The organism is Agromyces sp. GL_144 (assembly GCF_057834305.1).
Window position 1 is genome coordinate 2,719,884 of the sequence record NZ_CM174399.1, and the last position, 20,580, is coordinate 2,740,463.

The window sequence follows — 20,580 nt, forward strand, 5'->3', positions numbered from 1 at the left end:
CCGACGGGCGGGGCCGATGCCGATGCATCCGCCCCGCCCGCCGGAACCGGGCCCCGCTACTGGAGCGTGAAGGTCAGCGTCGTCGTGTTGCCGGCCACGTCGAACACGATCAGGGTGTTCTGGCCGCGGACCGCGCCGAACACGCCGGGCTTCACGAAGTTCACGTCGGACCACGCGTTGTCCGACAGGTCCTTCACGACCCCGTTGAGCGTGACCTTGTCGATCTTGCCCGCGTCGTACAGCTTGAAGCTGACGAGCTCGTACACGCCGTCCGAGCCGACCGTGAACGAGGCGCCGTCCTTCACCGTCGCCTTCGGCGCATCCGCATCGATCGTGAACGCGAACGTCCCGGTCTTGGAGATGTTGCCCGCCAGGTCCTGCGCGTTGTACTTCACCGTGTAGTTCCCCGAGGGCAGCTTCACCGTAGCGGTGTGCGTTCCGCTCGTCGACCCCTTCATCGCGGACTGCGTGCTCTTGACGAGCTTGCCGTCCTGGTAGATGTTCGCGACGATCCGCTGCAGGCCGCCGTCATCGGACGCGTCCACCTCGACGGCGAGCGCACCGAACGGGCCGGCGGCGGTCGGCGACGCCAACGTGACCTCGGGGCGCGTCTCGTCGGGCGCCGCGAGGGCGATCCGGTAGGTCTCTCCCGCCTTCGCGTCGAATCGGATCGTGCGTCCGTCGCGCTCGCCCGCGGAGTTCTCGACCTCCTCGAACCGCACCACGCGGCCCTCGGAGTCCGTGACCGTCCGCTCGGCGAGGTCGGTTCCGACCACCGTGAGCTCCTGCGAGACATCCGGGGTCAGCACGGCCTCGGTGAGCGCCTGGTCGGCCCAGGCGATGTCGACCCCGACATTGCCGCGGGCTCGGAGGCCCGTGACCGACCCGGTCGCCCAGACTTCGGGCATCGCCGGAAGGAGTTCGATGGCGTCGCCCTGGGACTGCAGGAGCATCTCCGTCGCCCCGGCCGTGCCACCGAAGTTGCCGTCGATCTGGAACGGCGGGTGCGCGTCCCAGAGGTTGTCGTACGTGCCCTGCTTGAGGAGGTTGCCGTAGAGGGTGTGCGCTCGGTCGCCGTCGCGGACCCGAGCCCAGAAGTTGAGCTTCCAGGCCATCGACCATCCGGTCGAGGAGTCGCCGCGCGTATCGAGCGTCACCTTCATCGCGTCGACGAGCGCATCCTCCTCGGCACTGCGGCCCGCGACGACCTGGTCGCCCGGGTGCAGCGCGTACAGGTGGTTGGTGTGACGGTGGCTCCCGTCGCCGGTGAAGTCGATGGCGATGGGGTTCTGCCACTCCTGGAGCTGCCCGCCCGGGTACGCCCGGCCGCCCTGCGTGTACGTGCCCTTCGGCGCGATCTGCAGTCCGAGCATGCCCGACGCGGCCGTCGAGATCTCGTCGAGGTATCCGTCCTCGGCCGCGCGTCCCTCGAGGCCGTTGGCCTCGTCGGCCTCGTCGAGGCGATCGGCGAGCACCTGGTGCGCCTCGATCACGTCCTCGAAGAGTCCGCTCACGACCGACTGCGGCTCCGTGGCTCCCAGCGAGTACGGACCGTGCTCGGGCGAGTACGACGGGCTCACGACGAGCTTGCCGCTCTTCGTGTCGAGCACGAGCGTGTCGACCCAGAACAGCGCCGCATCACGCAGCAGGTCGTAGTGCTCCGCGAGGAACTCGACGTCCTGCGTGTACTGGTAGTGCTCCCACACGTGCTGTGCGAGCCAGGCGCCGTCCTCGGGACTGAAGAACGCGCCCGAGACGGCCGGAGCGGTGTTGCCCCAGATGTTGTTCTCGTGCCACGTGGTCCAGCCACGGGTTCCCTCACCGAAGACCCGCTCGGCGCCCTGCGCGCCCCGCGGCACGAGTGCGTCGATGTAGCTGATCAGCGGCTCGGTGAGCTCGGAGAGGTTCGTCTGCTCCGCGAGCCAGTAGTTCATCTGCAGGTTGATGTTCGCGTGGTAGTCGGCGGCCCACGGCGGGTTCGTGCCGTACGCCCAGATCCCCTGCAGATTGGCCGGAAGCGAGCCCTCCCGTGACGAGGAGATGAGCAGGTAGCGGCCGAACTGGTAGTACAGCGTCTCGAGGTAGAGGTTCTCGTCCGCGGTGTTCGTGCCCTCGCGGTATCCCTCGAGCAGCTGCGGCGTCGTCTTGTCGGTGACGGCGGCCACGTTGCCGAGGTTCAGCCGGACCCGGTCGTAGAGCTCCTTGTAGTCGGCCAGGTGCGTCGCGTACAGCTCGTCGAAGGTGCGTCCGGATGCCGCGTCGATGCGCTGCTGCACGTCGATCAGCGGGTCCCGCCCGTCGAAGTAGTTGTTCAGCGGGTCCTCACCCGGGTAGGGCTCGTCGGCGGTGATGTCCTCCTGGTAGTTCGTGCCCGTCGTCGTGAGCAGCACCACGGCGTCGGCGTTCGTGACGGTGATGGCGCTGTCGTTCGCGACCAGCTCGGCGTCCTCGCCCACGGGGATGACCTTGAGCTGCTGCGCGTAGTGCAGGGCGTCGTTGAAGCGGTTCACGTCGTCCGCGCCCTGGTCGTGTCCGTTGACCCATCCGGTGGCGGTGACGGTGTCGCCCTCGACCACGATCGACTGCGGGTCGATGGGCTTGAGCGAGAAGGACTGGGTGATCTTCCCGGCTTCGGAGGCGCTGAGACGGATCGCCATGATGTCGTCGGGATTCGAGACGAAGTACTCGCGGGTGAAGTCGACCCCGTCGCGCGTGTACGAGACGGAGGCCTTGCTGCCGTCGAGGTCCAGTTCGCGACGGTAGTCGGTGACCGGCTCCTCTGGCTGCTCCGAGGACGGCAGCGGCATCTCGATCTCGGACATCTGCGGCTTCTGGCTGAGCTGCGCCAGGGCCGTGACCGTCATCTTGAACGAGTCGTACGAGCCGGGCACGTCGACGTCGAAGGACTTGTACGCCTTGCGCGCATCGCCGAACGCCGCGTCGTCGACCGTGTCGATGAGCGTCCACTCGCCGGTGCCCGACTTGGCGAAGAGCTTCCAGGTCTTGAAGTCGCGTCCGGGCACGTCGTTGCCCGTGGCCAGGCGATAGGTCGCCACCTCGAACGGCTTCGTGTACGACCACTCGACCGTGTAGGGGTTGGCCTCGGTGATCTGCCCCGCCGCATCGGCGTACATCTTCGTGCCGGTGTCGCCGTCGAAGAGGGCCGGGGAGCGCTCCTGCGCGTTGTTCGGATGCTCGCTGCTCGCGGTCGAACCGACGAACTCCGGTGCGCCGGATGCCGCGGCCGTGACCTCGAGCTCGGACATCTGCGGGTCGGCGCCGCCGGCGGTCGCGGTCACGTCCATGCGGTACTCGTCGTACGAGCCGGGCACGTCGAGGTCGAACGACTTGTAGGCCTGTCGCTCGGCGCCGAACGCCGCAGTGCCGACCGTGTCGACCAGCACCCACTCACCGCCGTCGGCGCGCGCGTAGAGGTTCCAGCTCTGGAAGTCGCGCGGCGGGCTGTCGTTGCCCGTCGCGAGGCGGTAGCCCGAGGCCGCGAACGGGCTCGAGTAGGTCCACTGCACCTGGTACGGCCGCTCCGCGGTCGGGCGGCCGAACTTGTCGGCGAACATCTTGCTGTTCGTCGCGCCGTCGAACAGCGCCCCGGTGCCCTCGTTGGCGTTGTTCGGGTTCGTGTAGTTCGACGAGTAACCGGTGAGCGCGACGATCGGGTCGGCGCTCATGAGGATGGAGCTGATCTGCCGGTAGCTGCCGAAGTCCTGCTTGCTGCCGATGAGCTGGTTCACGGTGTTCGTGATCTCGTTCATCTTCGCCGAGCTCGGCGTCGTCGCCGGCGTGATCCTGCCCGAATCGTCGACCGTCGCGGGCGAGGTCTCGTCCCACGCCGCCTGCAGCAGCTCCTGCGCCTTCTTGACGTTGGCGGCGTTCTCCTCCGACGTCTTCGCGCTGAACCCGCCGTCGTAGGCGGGATTCTGCCCGGGCCCGCCGGTCCAGTAGGTGTGGTCGTTGATGATGATCTCGTCTTTGTCGACGCCGCCGAGGATGCTGGCGCCGAGGAAACCGTTGCCGAGCGGGATGCTCTCCTTCTCCCACGCGCCCGCCTTGTCGTTCGCGGGGCCGGCGGGAGCCGAGTACCAGGTCTTGAGCACGGGCTGCTCACCGAACGCCTCCGGCTCCGCCGCGCCTGCAGGAGTGCTCAGGGCGACGACGGCGCCCGCACCCAGCGCGAAGGCGAGCGAACCGGAGACCCACCTCCTCACATGTCGTCTCGTTCCGGCACGAGCGGATCGGTCCGTCGTGTGGTGCTGATCGGGGCCTGACACAGTTCACTCTCCATCGATCGGGCGCGCCGAAGCACGCCGGGTGGTGTTCCCAACTGAGCGGATGCGATGGTGCCGGGCACGAACGGATCGTGCATCGCGACGGGCGGGCATCCGAGCCGCCGTGCGGGGTGGGGCGTGAGCCCCGGACGAGGAAGGCGGGGCGCCGTCGACGCCCCGCCTCTGCCTGCCCTACTCGTAGAGGACGGCCTGGATCTCCTCGTCGTCGATGTTGGTCGCGTCGTACCAGTAGAAGCCGGTGTCGATGGTCAGCGGCAGTTCCTTGCCGTCGATCGCCTCGACGGCCGCCTTGACCGTCTCGTAGCCGATGCCGACCGGGTTCTGCGTGATCGCGCCGGTCATGAGACCGTCGCGGATCGCGTCCATCTGGGCCTTGCCCGAGTCGAAGCCGACGACCGCGAGGGACGACGCGTCGAGACCGAGCTCCTTGACCGCCTGCACGACGCCGATCGCCGAGCCCTCGTTCGAGCCGTAGATGCCCTTGAGGTCGGGGTTCGCGGCGATCATGGCCTTGGCGAGGTCGGCCGACTTGGCCTGGTCGCCGCCGCCGTACTGGATGTCGACGATCTCGATCTTGGGCTCGTTCTCCTCCATGTACGAGACGAAGCCGTCACGGCGCTGCTGGCCCGTGACCGAGGTCTGGTCGTGCACGACCATCGCGACCTTGCCCTCGTGCCCGACGGCGTCGGCCATGTGCTTGGCCGCCTCGGCCGCGGCGGCGAGGTTGTCGGTCGCCGCCGTCGTCAGCGGGATGTCGCTCTCGACGCCGGAGTCGAACGCGATGACGGGGATGTCCGAGTCCTTGGCCTGCTGCAGCAGCGGGCCGGCCGCCTGGCTGTCGAGGGCCGCGAAGCCGATCGCGGCGGGGTTCTTGTCGAGGGCGGTCTGCAGCATCTGGATCTGCTGGTCGACGTCGGCCTCGGTGTCGGGGCCCTCGAAGGTGATCTCGACGTCGAACTCCTCGGCGGCCTGCTCCGCGCCCGACTTCACGGCCTGCCAGAACTGGTGCTGGAAGCCCTTCGAGACGAGGGCGATGTACGGCTTGTCGCCGCTGCCCTCGTCCGAGCCGGATCCGCTGTCAGCCCCGTCGCTCGCGCAGCCCGCGAGGACGAGTGCGGTGATGGCGGCGCCGACGACGGCGCCGACCATGCGCTTCTTGAACATGTTCACTCCTTTGTGTCTGTGTTGCTGTGTGTGTTTCGGGTGGTGCGGTACGGAATTCAGGCCCTTCGGCGGCGCAGCATGTCGAGGTAGACGGCGACGAGGATCACGACGCCGACCGCGACCGACTGCCACTCCTGCGGCACGGAGATGATGCGCAGCCCGTTGGTCAGCACGGCCATGATGAGCGCGCCGATCACGGTGCCGATGATCGACCCCTTGCCGCCCTGCAGCGAGGTGCCGCCGATGACGACCGCGGCGATCGCCTCGAGTTCGAGGCCCATGCCGCCGGTCGGCTGGGCCGACGAGAGTCGCGAGGCGCTCAGCACGCCGGCGAGGCCGACGAAGAGCCCGGAGAGCGTGTAGATGATGATCTTCCACCGGCGAACGTTCACGCCCGAGAGCGCGGTGGCGGCCTCGTTCGAGCCGATCGAGAACGTGTACCGGCCGAGGATCGTCTTGGACAACAGCACCGCGGCGACCGCGATCATCACGATGAAGATCGCGACACCCATCGGGAACCGGATGCCGGGGATGATCGACAGGTTCATGATCTGCTGGAACTCGGGGGTGTCGTTGAAGTAGATCGGCTTCGTGCCCGAGATCACCAGGGAGAGTCCGGCGGCGATGAGCATCATGCCGAGCGTCGCGATGAACGGCGGGATGCCGAGCACCGAGACGTTCACGCCGTTGATGAGGCCGATGAGCCCGCCGAACAGGATCGTCGCGAGCACACCGGCCCAGAGCGGCCAGCCGAGGTAGGTGAGGAAGACGCCGGCCATGACGCCCGAGAGCACCATGCCCGTGCCGATCGAGAGGTCGATGCCGCCCGTGATGATCACGAACGTCGTTCCGAGGGCGAGGATCCCGGTCACCGTGGCCGCCGTGAGGATGGACACCAGGTTGTTGGCCGTGAAGAAGTGGGGGCTGGCCAACGAGAACACGATGACGATGAGGATGAGGCTCGCGAAGGCCAGCAGTTGCTGCAGCGATCCGCGCAGGCGCGCGAACCGCGGCGCACCACGGTCGATCGCGGCGAACGCCGTGGTGGAGGGGTCCCGGTCCGGCTTCGGCGGCGTCACGGTTGGGCTCGTCATGCGATGGTTCCTTCGCTCGAGAATCGGGTTGCGTAGTCCATGAGGTTCTCCTGCGTGGCATCCGCGTTGTCGAGGATCGCCGTGAGGCGTCCTTCGGCCATGACGGCGATGCGGTCGGAGAGGCGCAGCACCTCCGGCAGCTCGGAGGAGATCATGATGATGGCCTTGCCCTGCTCGGCCAGACCCTTCAGCAGCGCGTAGATCTCCTCTTTCGCACCGACGTCGATGCCGCGGGTGGGCTCGTCGAAGATCAGCACGTCGCAGTCCTTCGCGAGCCACTTCGCGATGACGACCTTCTGCTGGTTGCCGCCGGAGAGGTTCTGCACGAGCTGCGCGCTCGAGGGCGTCTTGATGCGGAGCCGGTCGATGTACTCGCGGCCGGTCTTCTCGATGCGGCCGTCGTCGACGAATCCGAGCGCCGAGGTGTAGTCGCGCAGCGCCGAGAGCACGATGTTCTCGCGCACGCTGCGCTCGAGCAGCACGCCGAGGCGCTTGCGGTCCTCGGAGAGGTAGCCGATGCCGTGACGGGACGCCTCGGCGGGGTTGCCGATGGAGACCGGCCGGCCGTGCACGCGGATCTCGCCGGACTCCTTCGGGTCCGCGCCCACGATCGCCCGGGCGACCTCGGTGCGCCCGGCACCCATGAGGCCGGCGAAGCCGAGGATCTCGCCGGCGCGCAGGTCGAAGCTCACGTCGCGCAGCAGCGACCTCGTCGAGAGGTGCTCGACCGAGAGCACGGGCTCGCCGTGCACCTCGCGCGCGGCGGGCCGCTGCTCGCCCGAGATCTCCCGGCCGACCATGAGCGAGATGACCTCGCGCTGATCGGTCGCGGCGGTCACCCGGCTGCCGACGTTGCGGCCGTCGCGGAGCACCGTGATGCGATCCGAGATGCGGGTGAGCTCCTCCATGCGGTGCGAGATGTAGATGACGCCCGTGTCCGGCCGCCGGAAGCGGCCGATGAGCTCGAAGAGCACGTCGACCTCGGCGTCGTTGAGGGCGGCGGTCGGCTCGTCCATGATGAGCACCTTGGCCTCGAACGAGAGCGCCTTCGCGATCTCGACCATCTGCTGCTTCGCGACGGTGAGGTTCTCGATGCGTTCGGTCGGGTCCAGCGCGAGTCCGAGGCCCTCGAAGAGCTTGCGCGCCCGGCGATTCAGGCTGCGCTCGTCGAGGAAGAACCCGGCGGCGCGCTGCTCGCGGCCGATGAAGATGTTCTGCGCGACCGTGAGGTCGGGCATGAGGTTGAACTCCTGGTGGATGATCGAGATGCCGAGCTCCTGTGCGTGCTTGGGGCCCTCGATCGTGAGTTCCTCGCCGTTGAGGCGGAAGGTGCCGGCATCGGGGGTGTAGATGCCCGCGAGCAGCTTCATGAGCGTCGACTTGCCCGCGCCGTTCTCGCCGACGAGCGCGAGCACCTCGCCGTGGTGCAGTTCGAGGCTCACGTCGTCGAGGGCCTGCACGCCGGGGAATCCCTTGCTCACGCCGCGCAGGTCGAGCAGCGGTGCGGATGCCTCGGGCCGGGCGGATGCCTCGGTCATGCCGGCACCTCGCCGACGCGGACGCCGCGCCAGGTGTACTCCGCGATCGAGACGGGATGCATCTCGGTGCCGGCGCCGGGCGCCTCGGGCACGAGGTAGCGGCCGCGCTCGACGACGGCCGGGGTCACGAAATGCTCGTGCAGGTGGTCGACGAACTCGATCATGCGACCGTCCATGCTGCCGGAGACGGCGACGAAGTCGAACATCGAGAGATGCTGCACGGCCTCGCAGAGCCCGACGCCGCCGGCGTGCGGGCACACCGGCACGCCGAACTTCGCCGCGAGCAGGAGGTTCGCGATGTTCTCGTTGACGCCGCCGACGCGGGTCGCGTCGATCTGCATCACCTGCATGCCGTCCGCCTGGAGCAGCTGCTTGAAGACCACCCGGTTCTGCACGTGCTCCCCCGTCGCCACGCGGATGGGGGCGACGCCCCTGGCGATCGCCGCGTGGCCGAGCACGTCGTCGGGGCTCGTGGGCTCCTCGATCCAGGCCACGTCGTATTCGGCGAGCGCGTTGACCCAGGCGATCGCGTCGGAGACATCCCATCGCTGGTTCGCGTCGATGGCGATCGGGAAGCCCGGGCCGACGGCGGCACGCGCGATCGCGAGGCGGCGACGGTCGTCGTCGAGGTCGTTGCCGACCTTGAGCTTGATCTGCGGGAAGCCGTCGGCGACCGCCTCGCGGCAGAGCCGCTCGAGCTTCTCGTCCGAGTAGCCGAGCCATCCGGGCGTCGTGGTGTAGGCGGGATACCCGACGGCGAGCAGCTCGGCCTCGCGTTCGGCCCGGTTCGGTTCGGCGGCGCGAAGGATCTCGAGGGCCTCGTCACGGGTGAGCGCGTCGGAGAGGTACCGGAAGTCGACCACGTCGACGAGCTGCTCGGGCGACATGCGCGCGAGGAGGCGCCAGAGCGGCAGGCCGGCCCGCTTGGCCTTGAGGTCCCAGAGCGCATCGATCGCGGCGCCGATCGCCATGTGCATGACGCCCTTCTCAGGACCGAGCCAGCGGAGCTGGGAGTCATGGGCGAGCAGGCGCCAGGTCGCCCCCATGTCGTCGAGAAGCGCCTCGACGTCCTGCCCGAGCAGGTGCCCCCTGAGCGCATCGAGCGCGGCCACCTCGACGTCGTTCCCCCGGCCGATCGTGAACACGAAGGCGTGGCCGCTGAGGCCGTCGTCCGCGTCGGTGGCCACGGTGATGTAGGCCGCCGAGTAGTCGGGGTCGGGGTTCATCGCGTCCGAGCCGTCGAGCTGGAGGGAGGTCGGGAAACGGATGTCCGTGGTGTCAACGGCGACGATGGTGCTCATGAGGTCCTTTCGTGGGCATCACGAGCATAAACATCCGATGTCTGTTCCGTCAAGCGGTGATTCGCATGACGATTCGCCGATGATTCCGGCGACGACGCCCTGATACTTCGGATGTTCAAGGCGAAATCGCCAGATGGGCGGGCGTATTCGACGCCGAGGTCGTCGCGGCCGGCTTGACTTCCGCGCGACTTTGGCCCAATGTGGTCGCGGATCCTATTGGATATTTCATTTCTCAACGTGGAGGAACACACATGGCTGTTCGCAGCAAGGCCGCCCGCGGCCTGATGGCGGCCGCGGCGATCGCCCTGGCCCTGAGCACCGCCGCCTGCACCAGCAAGGCCGCCGGCACCGAGGCTTCGGCCGAGGCAGGCGACCTCGCATCCGTCGACGTGGCCCTCGTCTCCGGCGGCTCGCACCCGTACTTCCAGCCGTGGAAGGCCGCGGGCGAGAAGGCCGCGGCCGACTTCGGCCTCGGCTCGGTGGTCTTCAACGAGACGGCCGAGTGGGACCAGGCGAAGCAGAACGAGGCGATCAACTCGCTCGCCGCACAGGATGTCAACGCATTCGGCATCTTCGGCGTCTCGCCGACCGACATCAACACGACCTTCAAGACGCTCAAGGAGCAGGGCTTCGCCGTCGGCTCCCTCGGGTCGTGCCCCGCCGGCGACGTCAACGAGGCGGACTTCTGCCTCTCGACCGACACCGAGGTCGCCGCGTACAAGGCGGCGCAGGCCGCGATCGAGGCGATGGGGGGCAAGGGCAACCTGGTGCACCTCACGGGCAACAACGTCGACTCCAACACCCAGCGCCGCATCGCGGGGGTCGAGAAGGCGGTCGACGAGACGAACGGTGCGGTGACGCTGCTCACGACCGTCACCGACATCGACGTCGACCTCGGCACCGCGCAGAAGGCCGTGGCCGACCTGCTCGCGGCCAAGGGCTCCGAGATCAACGGCTTCGTGTCGACGGCGTACAACCCCGCGGTCGCCTCGGCCTCGGGGGTGAAGGAATCCGGACTGCCGATCAAGGTCGTCGCGATCGACGACGACCAGGTGATCCTCGACGGCATCGCCGACGGGTCCGTCTCGGCGACGGTCGTGCAGAACCCGACCGGGCAGGCGTACGTCGGCTCGTGGGTGCTCGCCCAGTTGCAGTCCGGCGCCTGCACGGTGAAGGAGCCCGGCGTGATCGTGGACTCCGGCTCCTTCGTCGTCACGGCCGACAACGTCGACTCGTACACCGACGAGCAGGACGCCGAGTCCGACAGGATCGTCGACCAGTTCACGAGCGATCTGCTCGACTGCAAGTAACGGGAAGCGCGACGGAGTAGATCGACACATGACCACCATCACCGCGGCACGCGCTTCTCTGATCGATCTCGAGGTCGAGACCGTGCGCACCGACGCCGTCCAGAGCTTCCTCAAGCAGGAGACGATCTTCCTCGAGATCGACACTGCCGACGGACTCACGGGTATCGGATACTCCTACACGATCGGGACGGGTGGTCGCGCAGTGCTCTCGATGCTGCGCGACCACCTCGTGCCGCTCCTCCCCAGCCTCGACAGCCGGAACGTCGAGGGCATCTGGTCGGAGCTCTTCCGTTCGACCAGGGCCACGACCGTCGGCGCGATCACCTCGCTCGCGCTCGCTGCCGTCGACACGGCGCTCTGGGATCTCCGTTCCCGACGCGCCGACCAGCCGCTCTGGCAGATCGCCGGCGGCTATCGCGACCGGGTCCCCCTCTACGACACCGAGGGCGGCTGGCTCCACCTGCCGACCGAAGACCTCGTGGCCGGCGCACTCGCCTCGCAGGCGAAGGGCCTCCGCGGCGTGAAGCTGAAGGTCGGCAAGCCCTCGGTCCGCGAGGATCGCGAGCGCCTGCTCGCCGTGCGCGACGCGGTCGGCGACGACCTGCACATCATGGTCGACGCGAACCAGTCGATGACGGCCGCCGAGGCGATCCGCCGTGCCGCCGCGTTCGAGGATGCCGACCTCTCCTGGTTCGAGGAACCGCTCCCGGCCGACGACGTCAGCGGACACGCGCGCCTCGCCGAGTCGACGAGCATCCCCATCGCGGTGGGCGAGTCCATGTACTCGATCGGCCAGTTCCGCGACTACCTGCACCGGGGGGCGGCCGGCATCGTGCAGGTGGATGTCGCCCGCATCGGCGGCGTGACGCCGTGGCTCAAGGTGGCCCACCTCGCCGAGGCGTACAACGTCTCGGTCTGCCCGCACTTCCTGATGGAGTTGCATGTGAGCCTCGTCGCCGCGGTGCCCAACGGCGCCTACGTCGAGCACATCCCCCAACTGCGAGGTATCACGAAGACCGAGCTCGCGGTCGACGAGGGCTGGGCCGTCGCACCATCCGAGCCCGGGCTCGGCATCGAATGGGATGCCGGCGAGATCGATCGGAGGCGGATCGCATGAGCCGCTCCAAGCGGACGGCCGGCGTGCTCGCCGACAACCGCGTCGGGCTCCTGCTGCTCATCATCGTCCTCGTCGCCATGATCGGCAGCCTCAAGCCGATGTTCTTCTCCCCTGCATTCGTGATCGGTCCGATGCTCACGAGCATCGCCATCTTCACGGTCGTCGGGCTGGCGCAGATGGTCGTACTCTCGGTCGGTCAGATGAACCTGGCCGTCGGCGGCATGGCCGCGATCGGCGCGATGGGCTCGGCGATGGTCTTCCAGGCCTTCGATGTGCCCCTGCTCGTCGGCATCGTGGTCGGCCTCGCGTTCGGCGGCGCCGTCGGAGCGCTCTGCGGAGTGCTGATCGCCTACGCCGGAGTCAACTCCTTCGTGGTCACGCTCGCCATGAGCTTCGCGCTCCTCGGCCTCGTGCCCGCCGTGTACTCCCGGGTCAGCACCGGCAACGCGATCACCGTGCAGACGCCGGGGCTGGCAGAACTCGGCCGAGCGAAGCTCTCCGACCTCTGCCTCGGCGACGCGTGCGGCCCCGACGGCGTGCCCCTCATCCTGTTCGTCGCCCTCGCGGCGATGCTCGTGATCGGCCTGCTCTTCTCCAGGTCCAGGGTCGGGCGCGAGATCCTGCTGACCGGCTCGAACGACCGAGCGGCCCTGCTCTCCGCCATTCCCGTGCCGCGACGCATCATCACCGTGCACACGCTCTCCGGCGCGCTCGCGGCGCTGGCCGGATTCATGCTCGGAGCGAGCACCGGTTCCTTCACTCCGGGCATCGGCCAGGAGTTCATGCTGCAGTCCTTCCTCGGGCCGATCCTCGGCGGCACGCTGCTCGCCGGCGGATACGTCTCGGTGATCGGCACCTTCCTCGGCATCGCACTCACCGTCGTGATCCGCCAGGGTCTGCTGCTGTTCGGAGTCGGCATCGAAGGACTCAACATCCTGCTCGGCACCATCCTCCTGATCGCCCTCTCCGCCGAACGAATCCGCTCGGTCGCCGGAGCCCGGACCCGGCTGCGAGCCTCGAACGCAGCGAGACCCGCTCGCAAGGGCGAGAAGGCGGTGGTGTCATGAGCACGCGCGTCGCACGACTGCTCCGGGACCAGAACACGATCCTCGCGGCCGTGATCCTGGCCGGCGTCATCGTCCTGACGATCAGCTCGAGCGGCGGGTTCCTCTCCCCGATCTCGATCGAGACGTTCTTCCAGTTCCTCGCGATCCCGATCGTGATCGGCCTCGCCCAGATGGCCGCGCTCGCGGTCGGCCAGATGAACCTCGCCGTCGGTGCGATCGGCGGCTTCGCGGCCTGCTCCGCGGCCGTGCTGATCGCGGACGTCGGCGTGCCCGCCTGGCTCGGGGGCGTCATCGCGATCCTCATCGGCCTCGCCGCCGGCATCCTCAACGGCCTCATCGTGGTCCTGACGCAGATCAACGGCTTCATCGTGACCCTCGCGACGATGACGATCCTCTCGGGCGCCCAGTACGCGATCGTGGGCACCCGCACGATCACGTCCGCCTCGTGGCCCGAGCTCGCTGCCATCGGCACCGCACGGCCGCTCGGCATCCCGCTCATCTTCTGGATCGCGATCGCGATCGCGATCCTGCTCGCGGTCGGGTACCGCCAGACCCTCGTCGCGAGGAACATGCTCGCCAGCGGCGGCAACCCCCTCGCCGCCACGCTCTCGGGCATCTCGAACAACCGCAGCCTCGTCACGGCCCACGGTCTCTCCGGCCTCCTCTGCGGCGTCGCCGCGTTCCTGGTGCTGGCGTCGTTGCCCGGTGCGAACAAGAGCATCGGCGAGGACTGGCTGCTGTCGAGCTTCGCCGCCCCGATCATCGGCGGCGTCTCCCTGACCGGCGGCACGGTCGCCGTGCTCGGGACCGTGCTCGCCGCGACGATCGTCCGCCTCGTCGACAGTGCACGCGCCCAGTTCCAGCTCGAGCCCAGCTGGGTGAACTTCGTCATCGGCGCGGTCGTGCTCGGCACCGTCGCCCTCGACCGGGTGCGCTCGCGTCGCCCGGCGACTCGCCGGCGCAGCCGCCCCACCCCGCCCGATGCGCCGCCGACGGCGGCCGCTCGAGCCATCGACCCTGGAGCAACGGCATGACCGGCACCGCCTTCGCGCTCGAAGTGCGCGGCATCACCAAGACCTTCCCGGGAGTGCGCGCGCTCGACGAGGTCAACCTCCGCCTGAAGCCCGGAGAGGTCCACGCCCTGCTCGGCGAGAACGGCGCGGGCAAGTCCACGCTCATCAAGATCATCACCGGCATCCAGCCGCAGGACTCCGGAGGGCTCCTCGTCAACGGCGTGGAGCAGAAGTTCCGCTCGGCGCATGAGGCGACGCGTGCCGGCATCGGCGTGGTGCACCAGGAACGCAACGTGATCACCGACTTCACGGTCGCCGAGAACATCGTGCTGGGCAACACGCCCGTGCGGAGCGGTCGCGTGCAGTGGCGCGAGGTGCGAGAGGGCGCGAAGCGCGTGCTCGACCTGCTCGAGTTCCCGATCGATCCCGCGACGCCCACGAGCCTGCTCTCGCCCGCGCAGACGCAGCTCGTCGAGATCGCCCGCGGTCTCTACACCGAGAGCGCGGTGCTGCTGCTCGACGAGCCGACCGCCTCGATCAGCGAGACCGAGTCGAAGCTCCTGTTCGACGTCGTGCACCGGCTCTCCGCCCAGGGGCGCGCGATCCTGTTCGTCAGCCACAAGCTCGAAGAGGTCTTCGCGCACTGCGACACCGTCACGGTCTTCCGTGACGGCCGATCCGTGGCCGAGTCCGAGCCGCTCGCGGACTACTCGAAGGACACCATCGTCGACCTTCTCGTCGGCCGGACGCTGGCGAAGCTGGAGGTCCCCGATCGGGCGCCCTCCGAAGTCGGCACGCCCGCGCTCGAATTGCGCCAGGTCTCGACCCTCGGCGGCCACCGCGACGTGTCGTTCGCCGTGCATCCCGGTCAGATCCTCGGCATCTACGGGCTCGTGGGTGCCGGCCGCTCCGAGCTCGCGAAGGCGGTGCTCGGCCTGGACCGCATCACGTCGGGCGAGGTGCTCGTCGACGGCGCGCCCGCGCAGATCCGCTCCGTGGGCGACGCGCTCGCGCGGTACGGCATCGGCTACGTGACCGAGGACCGCAAGGCCGAGGGGCTCTTCCTCGATCAGACCGTCGCCCGCAACCTGACGGTGACCGTGCTGAAGCGCCTGTCGAACGCGTTCGGGTTCGTGCGCGAGCGTGCCGCCCGGGCGACCGCCGACGACTACATCGCGTCCCTCGACATCAAGGTCTCCGACCGCGACCAGCTCGTCGGACAGCTCTCCGGCGGTAACCAGCAGAAGGTCTCGCTCGGCAAGTGGCTCGCGGCCGATACCGACATCCTCATCATCGACGAGCCGACCGTCGGCATCGACGTGCGCACCAAGGGTGCGTTCTACCAGCTCATCTGGAACCTGGCCGAGCAGGGCAAGGCGGTGCTGGTGATCTCGAGCGACCTGGCCGAGATGGTCACCCTGGTCGACCGGATCGTGGTCATGCAAGACTTCGAGGTGACCGGAAGCGTGGCGAACACCCACGATTACGATGAAATGAGCAAATCGGTCATCCGGCTCATCCATGAGGAGCGGATCGACGTGGTGGAGGGTTGATGCACGTCGAACGGTCATCCGCGCAGCCGGCCCCGTCTCGCATCGCCCGTTCCGTGCTGTCCGACGAGACCTATACGGTGATCCGGGACATGGTGCTCGAGCACCGCATCGCGCCCGGCAATCGCGTGAACATCGACTCGCTCTCCGCCGACCTCGGCGTCTCGCCGACGCCCGTCCGAGAGGCGCTGGCCCGCCTCGAGTCCGACGGCCTCGTCGTGAAGGTCCCGCTGCGCGGGTATTCGACCACACCGCTCCTGAGCGTCCGGGAATTCGTCGAGCTCTCGCAGTTCCGCGTGCTCATCGAGCAGTGGACCGCCTCCCAGGCCTCCAGGTCGGTCGATCCGACCGTGGCGCAATCGCTGCGCGCCGAGATCGCCATCGGGCGAGAGCTGACCGACGCCCACGGGGGTGGCTCCGAGGCGTTCCGGGCGCTGACCGAGCACGACGCTCGATTCCACGCGCTGATCGCGACGACGGCCGGCAACGACCTCGTCGCGCAGTCGTTCGAGCGCACGCATTTCCACCTGCACTTCCTGCGCCTCTACCTCGCGTCGCATTCGGCGGACCTCCCCGACGACGCGAACCTGCACGAGGTGCTCGAGGAGTACGACCGCTCGGGTCAGGTCTCCCACACCGTCGACAACCACGCGGCCATCGCCGATGCCGTCATCGCGGGCGACGGTGACGAGGCGTCGCGGCTCATGCGCGAGCACATCGAGCGCTCGCGAGTGCGCTTCCTGCCCGTCGTGGAGCTGCTCTCCAGGCTGGGCTGAACGACCCGCACCGTCTGCCACCCCGTCGACACCATGTCGTATGCCGCAGCCGATCTTGTACGTTGTGCACAGCCGATCGGCCGAACCCGCGGATAGTCTGGACAGGTGAGATTTGCGCACCTCAGAGTCGAAGGCCAGACGACCCCCCGACTCGCGGTGGTCGAAGGCGAGTCCGCGATCTTCCTCGACGAGGTGATGCGACGTGCGCCCCGCGACCTGCAGGACCTCATCGAACAGGGGCAGGAGGGCCTGGCCCGGGTGCGTGCCGCCGTCGGCGCCCCCGAGCCCGAGACCGGCCCCGACGTGCCTGGAGCCCTCTCCCGGCATGCGGTCGCCGACCTCCGCCACTCCTCGGCGGTGCTGCGCCCGGCGCAGGTCATCGCGATCGGCGCGAACTACGCCGCCCACGCCTCCGAGCTGAAGCTGCGCTCCGAGACGGCGATGACGATCTTCTCCCTGTGGCCCAACTCGCTCACCGGCCACGAGGCCACCACGACGTGGCCCGAAGATCTCTCGACGCAGGTCGACTACGAGGCCGAGCTCGGCGTGATCATCGGCCGACCGGCACGCGGCGTGCACGCGCGCGACGCCCTCGACCACGTGTGGGGCTACACCGTCGTCAACGACATCACGGCCCGCAACATCCAGTTCAGCGAGGCGCAGTGGTCGCGCTGCAAGTCCTTCGACGGCTTCACTCCCACGGGCCCGGTCGTCGTCACCGCCGACGAGATCCCCGATCCGCAGAATCTCTGGCTCACGACCAACCTCGACGGCAGCATCATGCAGGACGCCTCCACGGCCGAGATGGTGCGCAGCGTCGCCGAGATCATCTCGCTGCTCTCGCGGTCCGCGACGATCCCGCCCGGTACCCTCATCTCGACCGGAAGCCCCGGCGGTGCCGGCTACTCGCGCAAGCCGCCGGTGTTCATGCGCGACGGCTCGACGGTCACGGTGAGCATCGAGGGCATCGGGTCGCTCACGACCCACTGCCGCGTCATCTAGCGCGGATCACTCCGACGGCTCTCCCTGCAGGTCGATCACCGGGATCGCCTGCGTGATCGGCGTGATGCCCGAGAGCTTCGACGGCTCGAGCTGGGCCTCGACCGACTCCCGGGTCATGAGGCCCGCCTCGACCACGAGATCGGCCACCGGACGCCCGGTGGCGAGCGCGAGCTTGGCCAGGGCGGATGCCTCGGAGTAGCCGATGAACGGAATGAGGGCCGTGATCATGCCGACGCTCGACCCGACCATCAGCGCGAGGTGCGCGGTGTTCGCCGTGATGCCGTCGACGCAGTTCACGCGGAGGGTCCAGCAGGCCTGCCGCATCCACGTGATCGACTGCAGCAGCGAGTGCGCGATGACCGGCTCGAAGGCGTTCAGCTGCAGCTGGCCGCTCTCGGCCGCCATGGTGACGGTCAGGTCGGCGCCCGCGATGGCGTAGGCGACCTGGCTCACGGCCTCGGGGATGACCGGGTTCACCTTGCCGGGCATGATGCTCGACCCCGCCTGGCGCGGGGGCAGGTTGATCTCGCCGAATCCGGCCTGCGGGCCGGATGAGAGCAGCCGCAGGTCGTTGCAGATCTTGGAGAGCTTGATGGCGCTGCGCTTGAGCGCGCTCGAGAAGGTCATGAACACGCCGGTGTCGCTCGTGGCCTCGATGAGATCGGGCGCGGTCACGAGGTGCCGGCCGGTGATCGCACTGAGATGCGCGACGGCTCGACCCGCGTAACCGGGGTCGGCCGTGATGCCCGTGCCGATGGCCGTTGCTCCGAGGTTGACCTCGCCGAGCAGCTTGATGGTCTCGCGCAGCCGCTCGAGGTCTTCGCCGAGGGTCGTGGCGAACCCGTGGAACTCCTGGCCGAGCGTCATGGGCACGGCGTCCTGCAGCTGCGTGCGCCCGACCTTCAGCACGCTGTGGAACTCGCGCCCCTTCTCGCTGAAGGAGCGCCGCAGCAGTTCGAGCTCGTCGAGCATGGTCGTGAGCGAGAAGGTCATCGCGAGCTTCAGCGCCGTCGGGTACGTGTCGTTCGTCGACTGGCTGCGGTTGACGTCGTCGATCGGATGCAGCACGTCGTAGCGACCCTTGGGGTACCCGGCGATCTCGAGTGCGACGTTGGCGATGACCTCGTTGGCGTTCATGTTGGTCGACGTTCCGGCGCCGCCCTGGATCACGCCGACGACGAACTGCTCGTGGTGCGCGCCGTCGACGATGCGCTGGCACGCCTCGTCGATCCAGGCCGCCTTGTGCTCGCTCAGCACGCCGACGTCGTGATTGGCGCGGGCCGCGGCCTGCTTGACGGAGGCGAGGGCGACGACCAGCTCGGGGTAGACCGAGATCGGCCGCTTGGAGATCGGGAAGTTCTCGAGGGCGCGCATCGTGTGCACGCCCCAGTAGGCATCGGCCGGGATCTCGACCGACCCGAGCGAGTCGGTCTCGGTGCGGGTGGGGATGGGGATTGCGGACGTCGTCGTCACGAACACCTCCGGATCGATGGGCCCCTTCGAGCCTACCGCCGCACCGAGACCGCCTGCCGGTGATCAGCTCCGCGTCGGGCCGCCCGCCGGGTCGCGCACGCCGTCCTCGTCGTCTGCACGAACGGCCCCGTCGACGCCGTCGGCGGCGAGCAGCTCCTGCTCCACGGCGCCGCCGTAGCCCTCGGTCTGCGGGTCGCCGTGCAGGCCGCCGGAGACCGCGTACTCCTCCTCCGGCGAGAGCACCAGCCGGTGTCGCCCCCAGAGCGCGAAGATCGCGAGCATGACGGCGTAGACCACGATGATCGCGATGATGGCCGGCAGGAAGGTGGGGTTGAGCAGGAAGCCGACGAAGATCAGCGCGGCGATGATCGCCGCGGCCACGGCCCCGCCGACGCCCCAGGGGCTGCGGTACGGGCGCTTCGCGTTCGGGTACTTGCGTCGCAGGATGAGGAACGAGACCATCTGCAGCAGGTAGGCGAGCACGGCGCCCCACACGGCGATGTTGAGCACGATCGCTCCGGCGACGCCATCGGCGCCACCGGCCGCGTCGACGATCACGAGGGCGATGAACCCGATGAGTCCGCCGGCGAAGAGCGCCACGTACGGCGTCTGCCGCTTGCCGGTGAGCGAGAGGAACCGCGGGTAGTATCCCGCTCGCGAGAGCGAGTACATGTTGCGTCCGTACGCGAACATGATGCCCTGCAGCGATGCCAGCAGTCCGATCAGCGCGAAGAGCGCGAGCACTGCGGCCACGCCGTCGCCGACGATCGCACGGAAGCCGTCGAGCAGCGGCTCACCGGCGACCCCGGTGGCCTCCGCTCCGATGACCCCGGTGTTCAGCACGAGCACGAGCACGCCGGTGACGATGAGCGTGCCGCGGGCCCAGAGGCCGGCGCGGGGGATGTCGCGGACCGGGTTGTGCGATTCCTCCGCGGCCAGCGGCAGCTCCTCGATGCCGAGGAAGAACCACATCGCGAACGGCAGCGCGAAGAGGATCGGGAAGACGCCGTGCGGCAGGAACGCCGTGGCACCGGCGTCGGGCGCGATGTCGAAGAGCTTGTCCCATGAGAACTGCCCCGAGAAGACGGCCATCGCGCTGAACACGAGGATGATCCCGATGGAGATGATCGAGACCACGATCGCGAACTTGAAGGAGATGCTCGCCCCCGCGGAGTTGAGCGCGATGAACACGAGGTAGAGGATGACCCACCAGATCCACGCGGGCATCGAGAAGCCGAGCAGCTCGGTCGTGATGCTGTCGGCGTACGCGGCCGAGAAGTAGACGATCACCGCGGTGGTGGCCACGTACTCGATCGTCTCGGCGAGGCCCGTGACGAAGCCGCCCCACGGCCCCATTGCCGCTCGCGAGAACGAGTAGGCGCCGCCGGTGTGCGGCATCGCCGAGGCCATCTCGCCGATCGAGAAGATGAGCCCGTAGTACATGACGACGAGCACCGCGAAGGCGATCAGCATGCCGCCGAAGCCCGCGAAGTCGATGCCGAAGTTCCAGCCGGAGAAGTCGCCCGAGATGACGGCCGCGACCGCGAGCCCCCACAGGCCCCAGACGCCCGCGGTTCGCGTGAGTCTGCGCTTCTCGAAGTAGCCCTGCTCTGCGGTCGTGTACTTCACGCCCGAGACCTTGAGGGTGTCTTTCGCCATGACGGCTCCCTTGTGCTCGTCGCGCGAGCCGACGGCCGGCGCGGGGGGTGCGATGCTTGGACCCGACTGTAGGGGGCGGAATGGTAGCTCGTCCAGACCTTTTTCACCGAACCTCCGAAAGCACGCCCCTTCGATGGGCTGACGACCTCCTACCGCCGCGGCGCCTCCTGTGCTCTAATGGTCGGACACCCCGACCATTACGTTCGACGAGG

Annotated in this window: 14 protein-coding genes; 7 read left to right on the top strand and 7 right to left on the bottom strand. The window is 68.5% G+C overall.

The annotated features are described in order from the left end of the window. Positions 1–56: 56 nt before the first annotated feature. The 5 genes from AC3IPY_RS12470 to AC3IPY_RS12490 form a co-directional block, all read right to left on the bottom strand. Entirely contained in the window at positions 57–4,223 is a 4,167-nt protein-coding gene (locus AC3IPY_RS12470) for a glycosyl hydrolase family 95 catalytic domain-containing protein (protein ID WP_489184596.1), read from the bottom strand. A 252-nt stretch (positions 4,224–4,475) separates the two neighbouring features. Continuing rightward, positions 4,476–5,468 (bottom strand): ABC transporter substrate-binding protein, encoded by a 993-nt coding sequence (locus tag AC3IPY_RS12475; protein ID WP_489184597.1) that lies wholly within the window; start codon positions 5,466–5,468, stop codon positions 4,476–4,478. A 56-nt stretch (positions 5,469–5,524) separates the two neighbouring features. Next, complete coding sequence (locus AC3IPY_RS12480; protein WP_489184598.1) at positions 5,525–6,562, bottom strand: ABC transporter permease; 1,038 nt, start codon at positions 6,560–6,562, stop codon at positions 5,525–5,527. Continuing rightward, positions 6,559–8,100, bottom strand: coding sequence for a sugar ABC transporter ATP-binding protein (locus AC3IPY_RS12485; protein WP_489184599.1), 1,542 nt, complete (start codon positions 8,098–8,100; stop codon positions 6,559–6,561). Before AC3IPY_RS12485 ends, AC3IPY_RS12480 begins: the two co-directional genes overlap by 4 nt. Continuing rightward, the gene (locus AC3IPY_RS12490) at positions 8,097–9,401 is read right to left on the bottom strand and encodes an enolase C-terminal domain-like protein (protein ID WP_489184600.1); all 1,305 of its coding nucleotides are present in this window, start codon (positions 9,399–9,401) and stop codon (positions 8,097–8,099) included. The genes AC3IPY_RS12485 and AC3IPY_RS12490 overlap by 4 nt, the downstream gene beginning before the upstream one ends. 251 nt (positions 9,402–9,652) lie before the next feature. Here AC3IPY_RS12490 and AC3IPY_RS12495 point away from each other — a divergent pair, with 251 nt between their 5' ends. From AC3IPY_RS12495 to AC3IPY_RS12525, 7 genes are all read left to right on the top strand, one after another. Then, entirely contained in the window at positions 9,653–10,711 is a 1,059-nt protein-coding gene (locus tag AC3IPY_RS12495) for a sugar ABC transporter substrate-binding protein (protein ID WP_489184601.1), read from the top strand. Positions 10,712–10,739: 28 nt separating this feature from the next. Continuing rightward, positions 10,740–11,828, top strand: a complete 1,089-nt coding sequence (locus AC3IPY_RS12500; RefSeq protein WP_489184602.1) for a mandelate racemase/muconate lactonizing enzyme family protein — start codon at positions 10,740–10,742, stop codon at positions 11,826–11,828. After that, complete coding sequence (locus AC3IPY_RS12505) at positions 11,825–12,895, top strand: ABC transporter permease (protein WP_489184603.1); 1,071 nt, start codon at positions 11,825–11,827, stop codon at positions 12,893–12,895. Before AC3IPY_RS12500 ends, AC3IPY_RS12505 begins: the two co-directional genes overlap by 4 nt. Continuing rightward, complete coding sequence (locus AC3IPY_RS12510; RefSeq protein WP_489184604.1) at positions 12,892–13,929, top strand: ABC transporter permease; 1,038 nt, start codon at positions 12,892–12,894, stop codon at positions 13,927–13,929. Before AC3IPY_RS12505 ends, AC3IPY_RS12510 begins: the two co-directional genes overlap by 4 nt. Continuing rightward, positions 13,926–15,461 carry a sugar ABC transporter ATP-binding protein gene (locus AC3IPY_RS12515; RefSeq protein WP_489184605.1) on the top strand — a complete coding sequence of 512 codons (1,536 nt, stop codon included), beginning with the start codon at positions 13,926–13,928 and terminating at the stop codon, positions 15,459–15,461. The genes AC3IPY_RS12510 and AC3IPY_RS12515 overlap by 4 nt, the downstream gene beginning before the upstream one ends. Further along, positions 15,461–16,234 carry a GntR family transcriptional regulator gene (locus AC3IPY_RS12520; RefSeq protein ID WP_489184606.1) on the top strand — a complete coding sequence of 258 codons (774 nt, stop codon included), beginning with the start codon at positions 15,461–15,463 and terminating at the stop codon, positions 16,232–16,234. Before AC3IPY_RS12515 ends, AC3IPY_RS12520 begins: the two co-directional genes overlap by 1 nt. A gap of 105 nt (positions 16,235–16,339) precedes the next feature. Continuing rightward, positions 16,340–17,236 (top strand): fumarylacetoacetate hydrolase family protein, encoded by an 897-nt coding sequence (locus tag AC3IPY_RS12525; protein ID WP_489184607.1) that lies wholly within the window; start codon positions 16,340–16,342, stop codon positions 17,234–17,236. A gap of 6 nt (positions 17,237–17,242) precedes the next feature. Here AC3IPY_RS12525 and AC3IPY_RS12530 read toward each other — a convergent pair whose 3' ends face one another. Further along, the gene (locus tag AC3IPY_RS12530) at positions 17,243–18,709 is read right to left on the bottom strand and encodes an aspartate ammonia-lyase (protein WP_489184608.1); all 1,467 of its coding nucleotides are present in this window, start codon (positions 18,707–18,709) and stop codon (positions 17,243–17,245) included. A 63-nt stretch (positions 18,710–18,772) separates the two neighbouring features. Next, on the bottom strand, positions 18,773–20,368 hold the full coding sequence (locus AC3IPY_RS12535) for an amino acid permease (protein WP_489184609.1): 1,596 nt from the start codon (positions 20,366–20,368) through the stop codon (positions 18,773–18,775). Positions 20,369–20,580 lie beyond the last annotated feature (212 nt).

Bases quoted from the DNA above. Each gene is read 5' to 3' on its own strand.
- AC3IPY_RS12475 (WP_489184597.1), bottom strand. From the start codon at position 5,468: ATGTTCAAGAAGCGCATGGTCGGCGCCGTCGTCGGCGCCGCCATCACC.
- AC3IPY_RS12480 (WP_489184598.1), bottom strand. From the start codon at position 6,562: ATGACGAGCCCAACCGTGACGCCGCCGAAGCCGGACCGGGACCCCTCC.
- AC3IPY_RS12485 (WP_489184599.1), bottom strand. From the start codon at position 8,100: ATGACCGAGGCATCCGCCCGGCCCGAGGCATCCGCACCGCTGCTCGAC.
- AC3IPY_RS12490 (WP_489184600.1), bottom strand. From the start codon at position 9,401: ATGAGCACCATCGTCGCCGTTGACACCACGGACATCCGTTTCCCGACC.
- AC3IPY_RS12495 (WP_489184601.1), top strand. From the start codon at position 9,653: ATGGCTGTTCGCAGCAAGGCCGCCCGCGGCCTGATGGCGGCCGCGGCG.
- AC3IPY_RS12500 (WP_489184602.1), top strand. From the start codon at position 10,740: ATGACCACCATCACCGCGGCACGCGCTTCTCTGATCGATCTCGAGGTC.
- AC3IPY_RS12505 (WP_489184603.1), top strand. From the start codon at position 11,825: ATGAGCCGCTCCAAGCGGACGGCCGGCGTGCTCGCCGACAACCGCGTC.
- AC3IPY_RS12510 (WP_489184604.1), top strand. From the start codon at position 12,892: ATGAGCACGCGCGTCGCACGACTGCTCCGGGACCAGAACACGATCCTC.
- AC3IPY_RS12515 (WP_489184605.1), top strand. From the start codon at position 13,926: ATGACCGGCACCGCCTTCGCGCTCGAAGTGCGCGGCATCACCAAGACC.
- AC3IPY_RS12520 (WP_489184606.1), top strand. From the start codon at position 15,461: ATGCACGTCGAACGGTCATCCGCGCAGCCGGCCCCGTCTCGCATCGCC.
- AC3IPY_RS12535 (WP_489184609.1), bottom strand. From the start codon at position 20,368: ATGGCGAAAGACACCCTCAAGGTCTCGGGCGTGAAGTACACGACCGCA.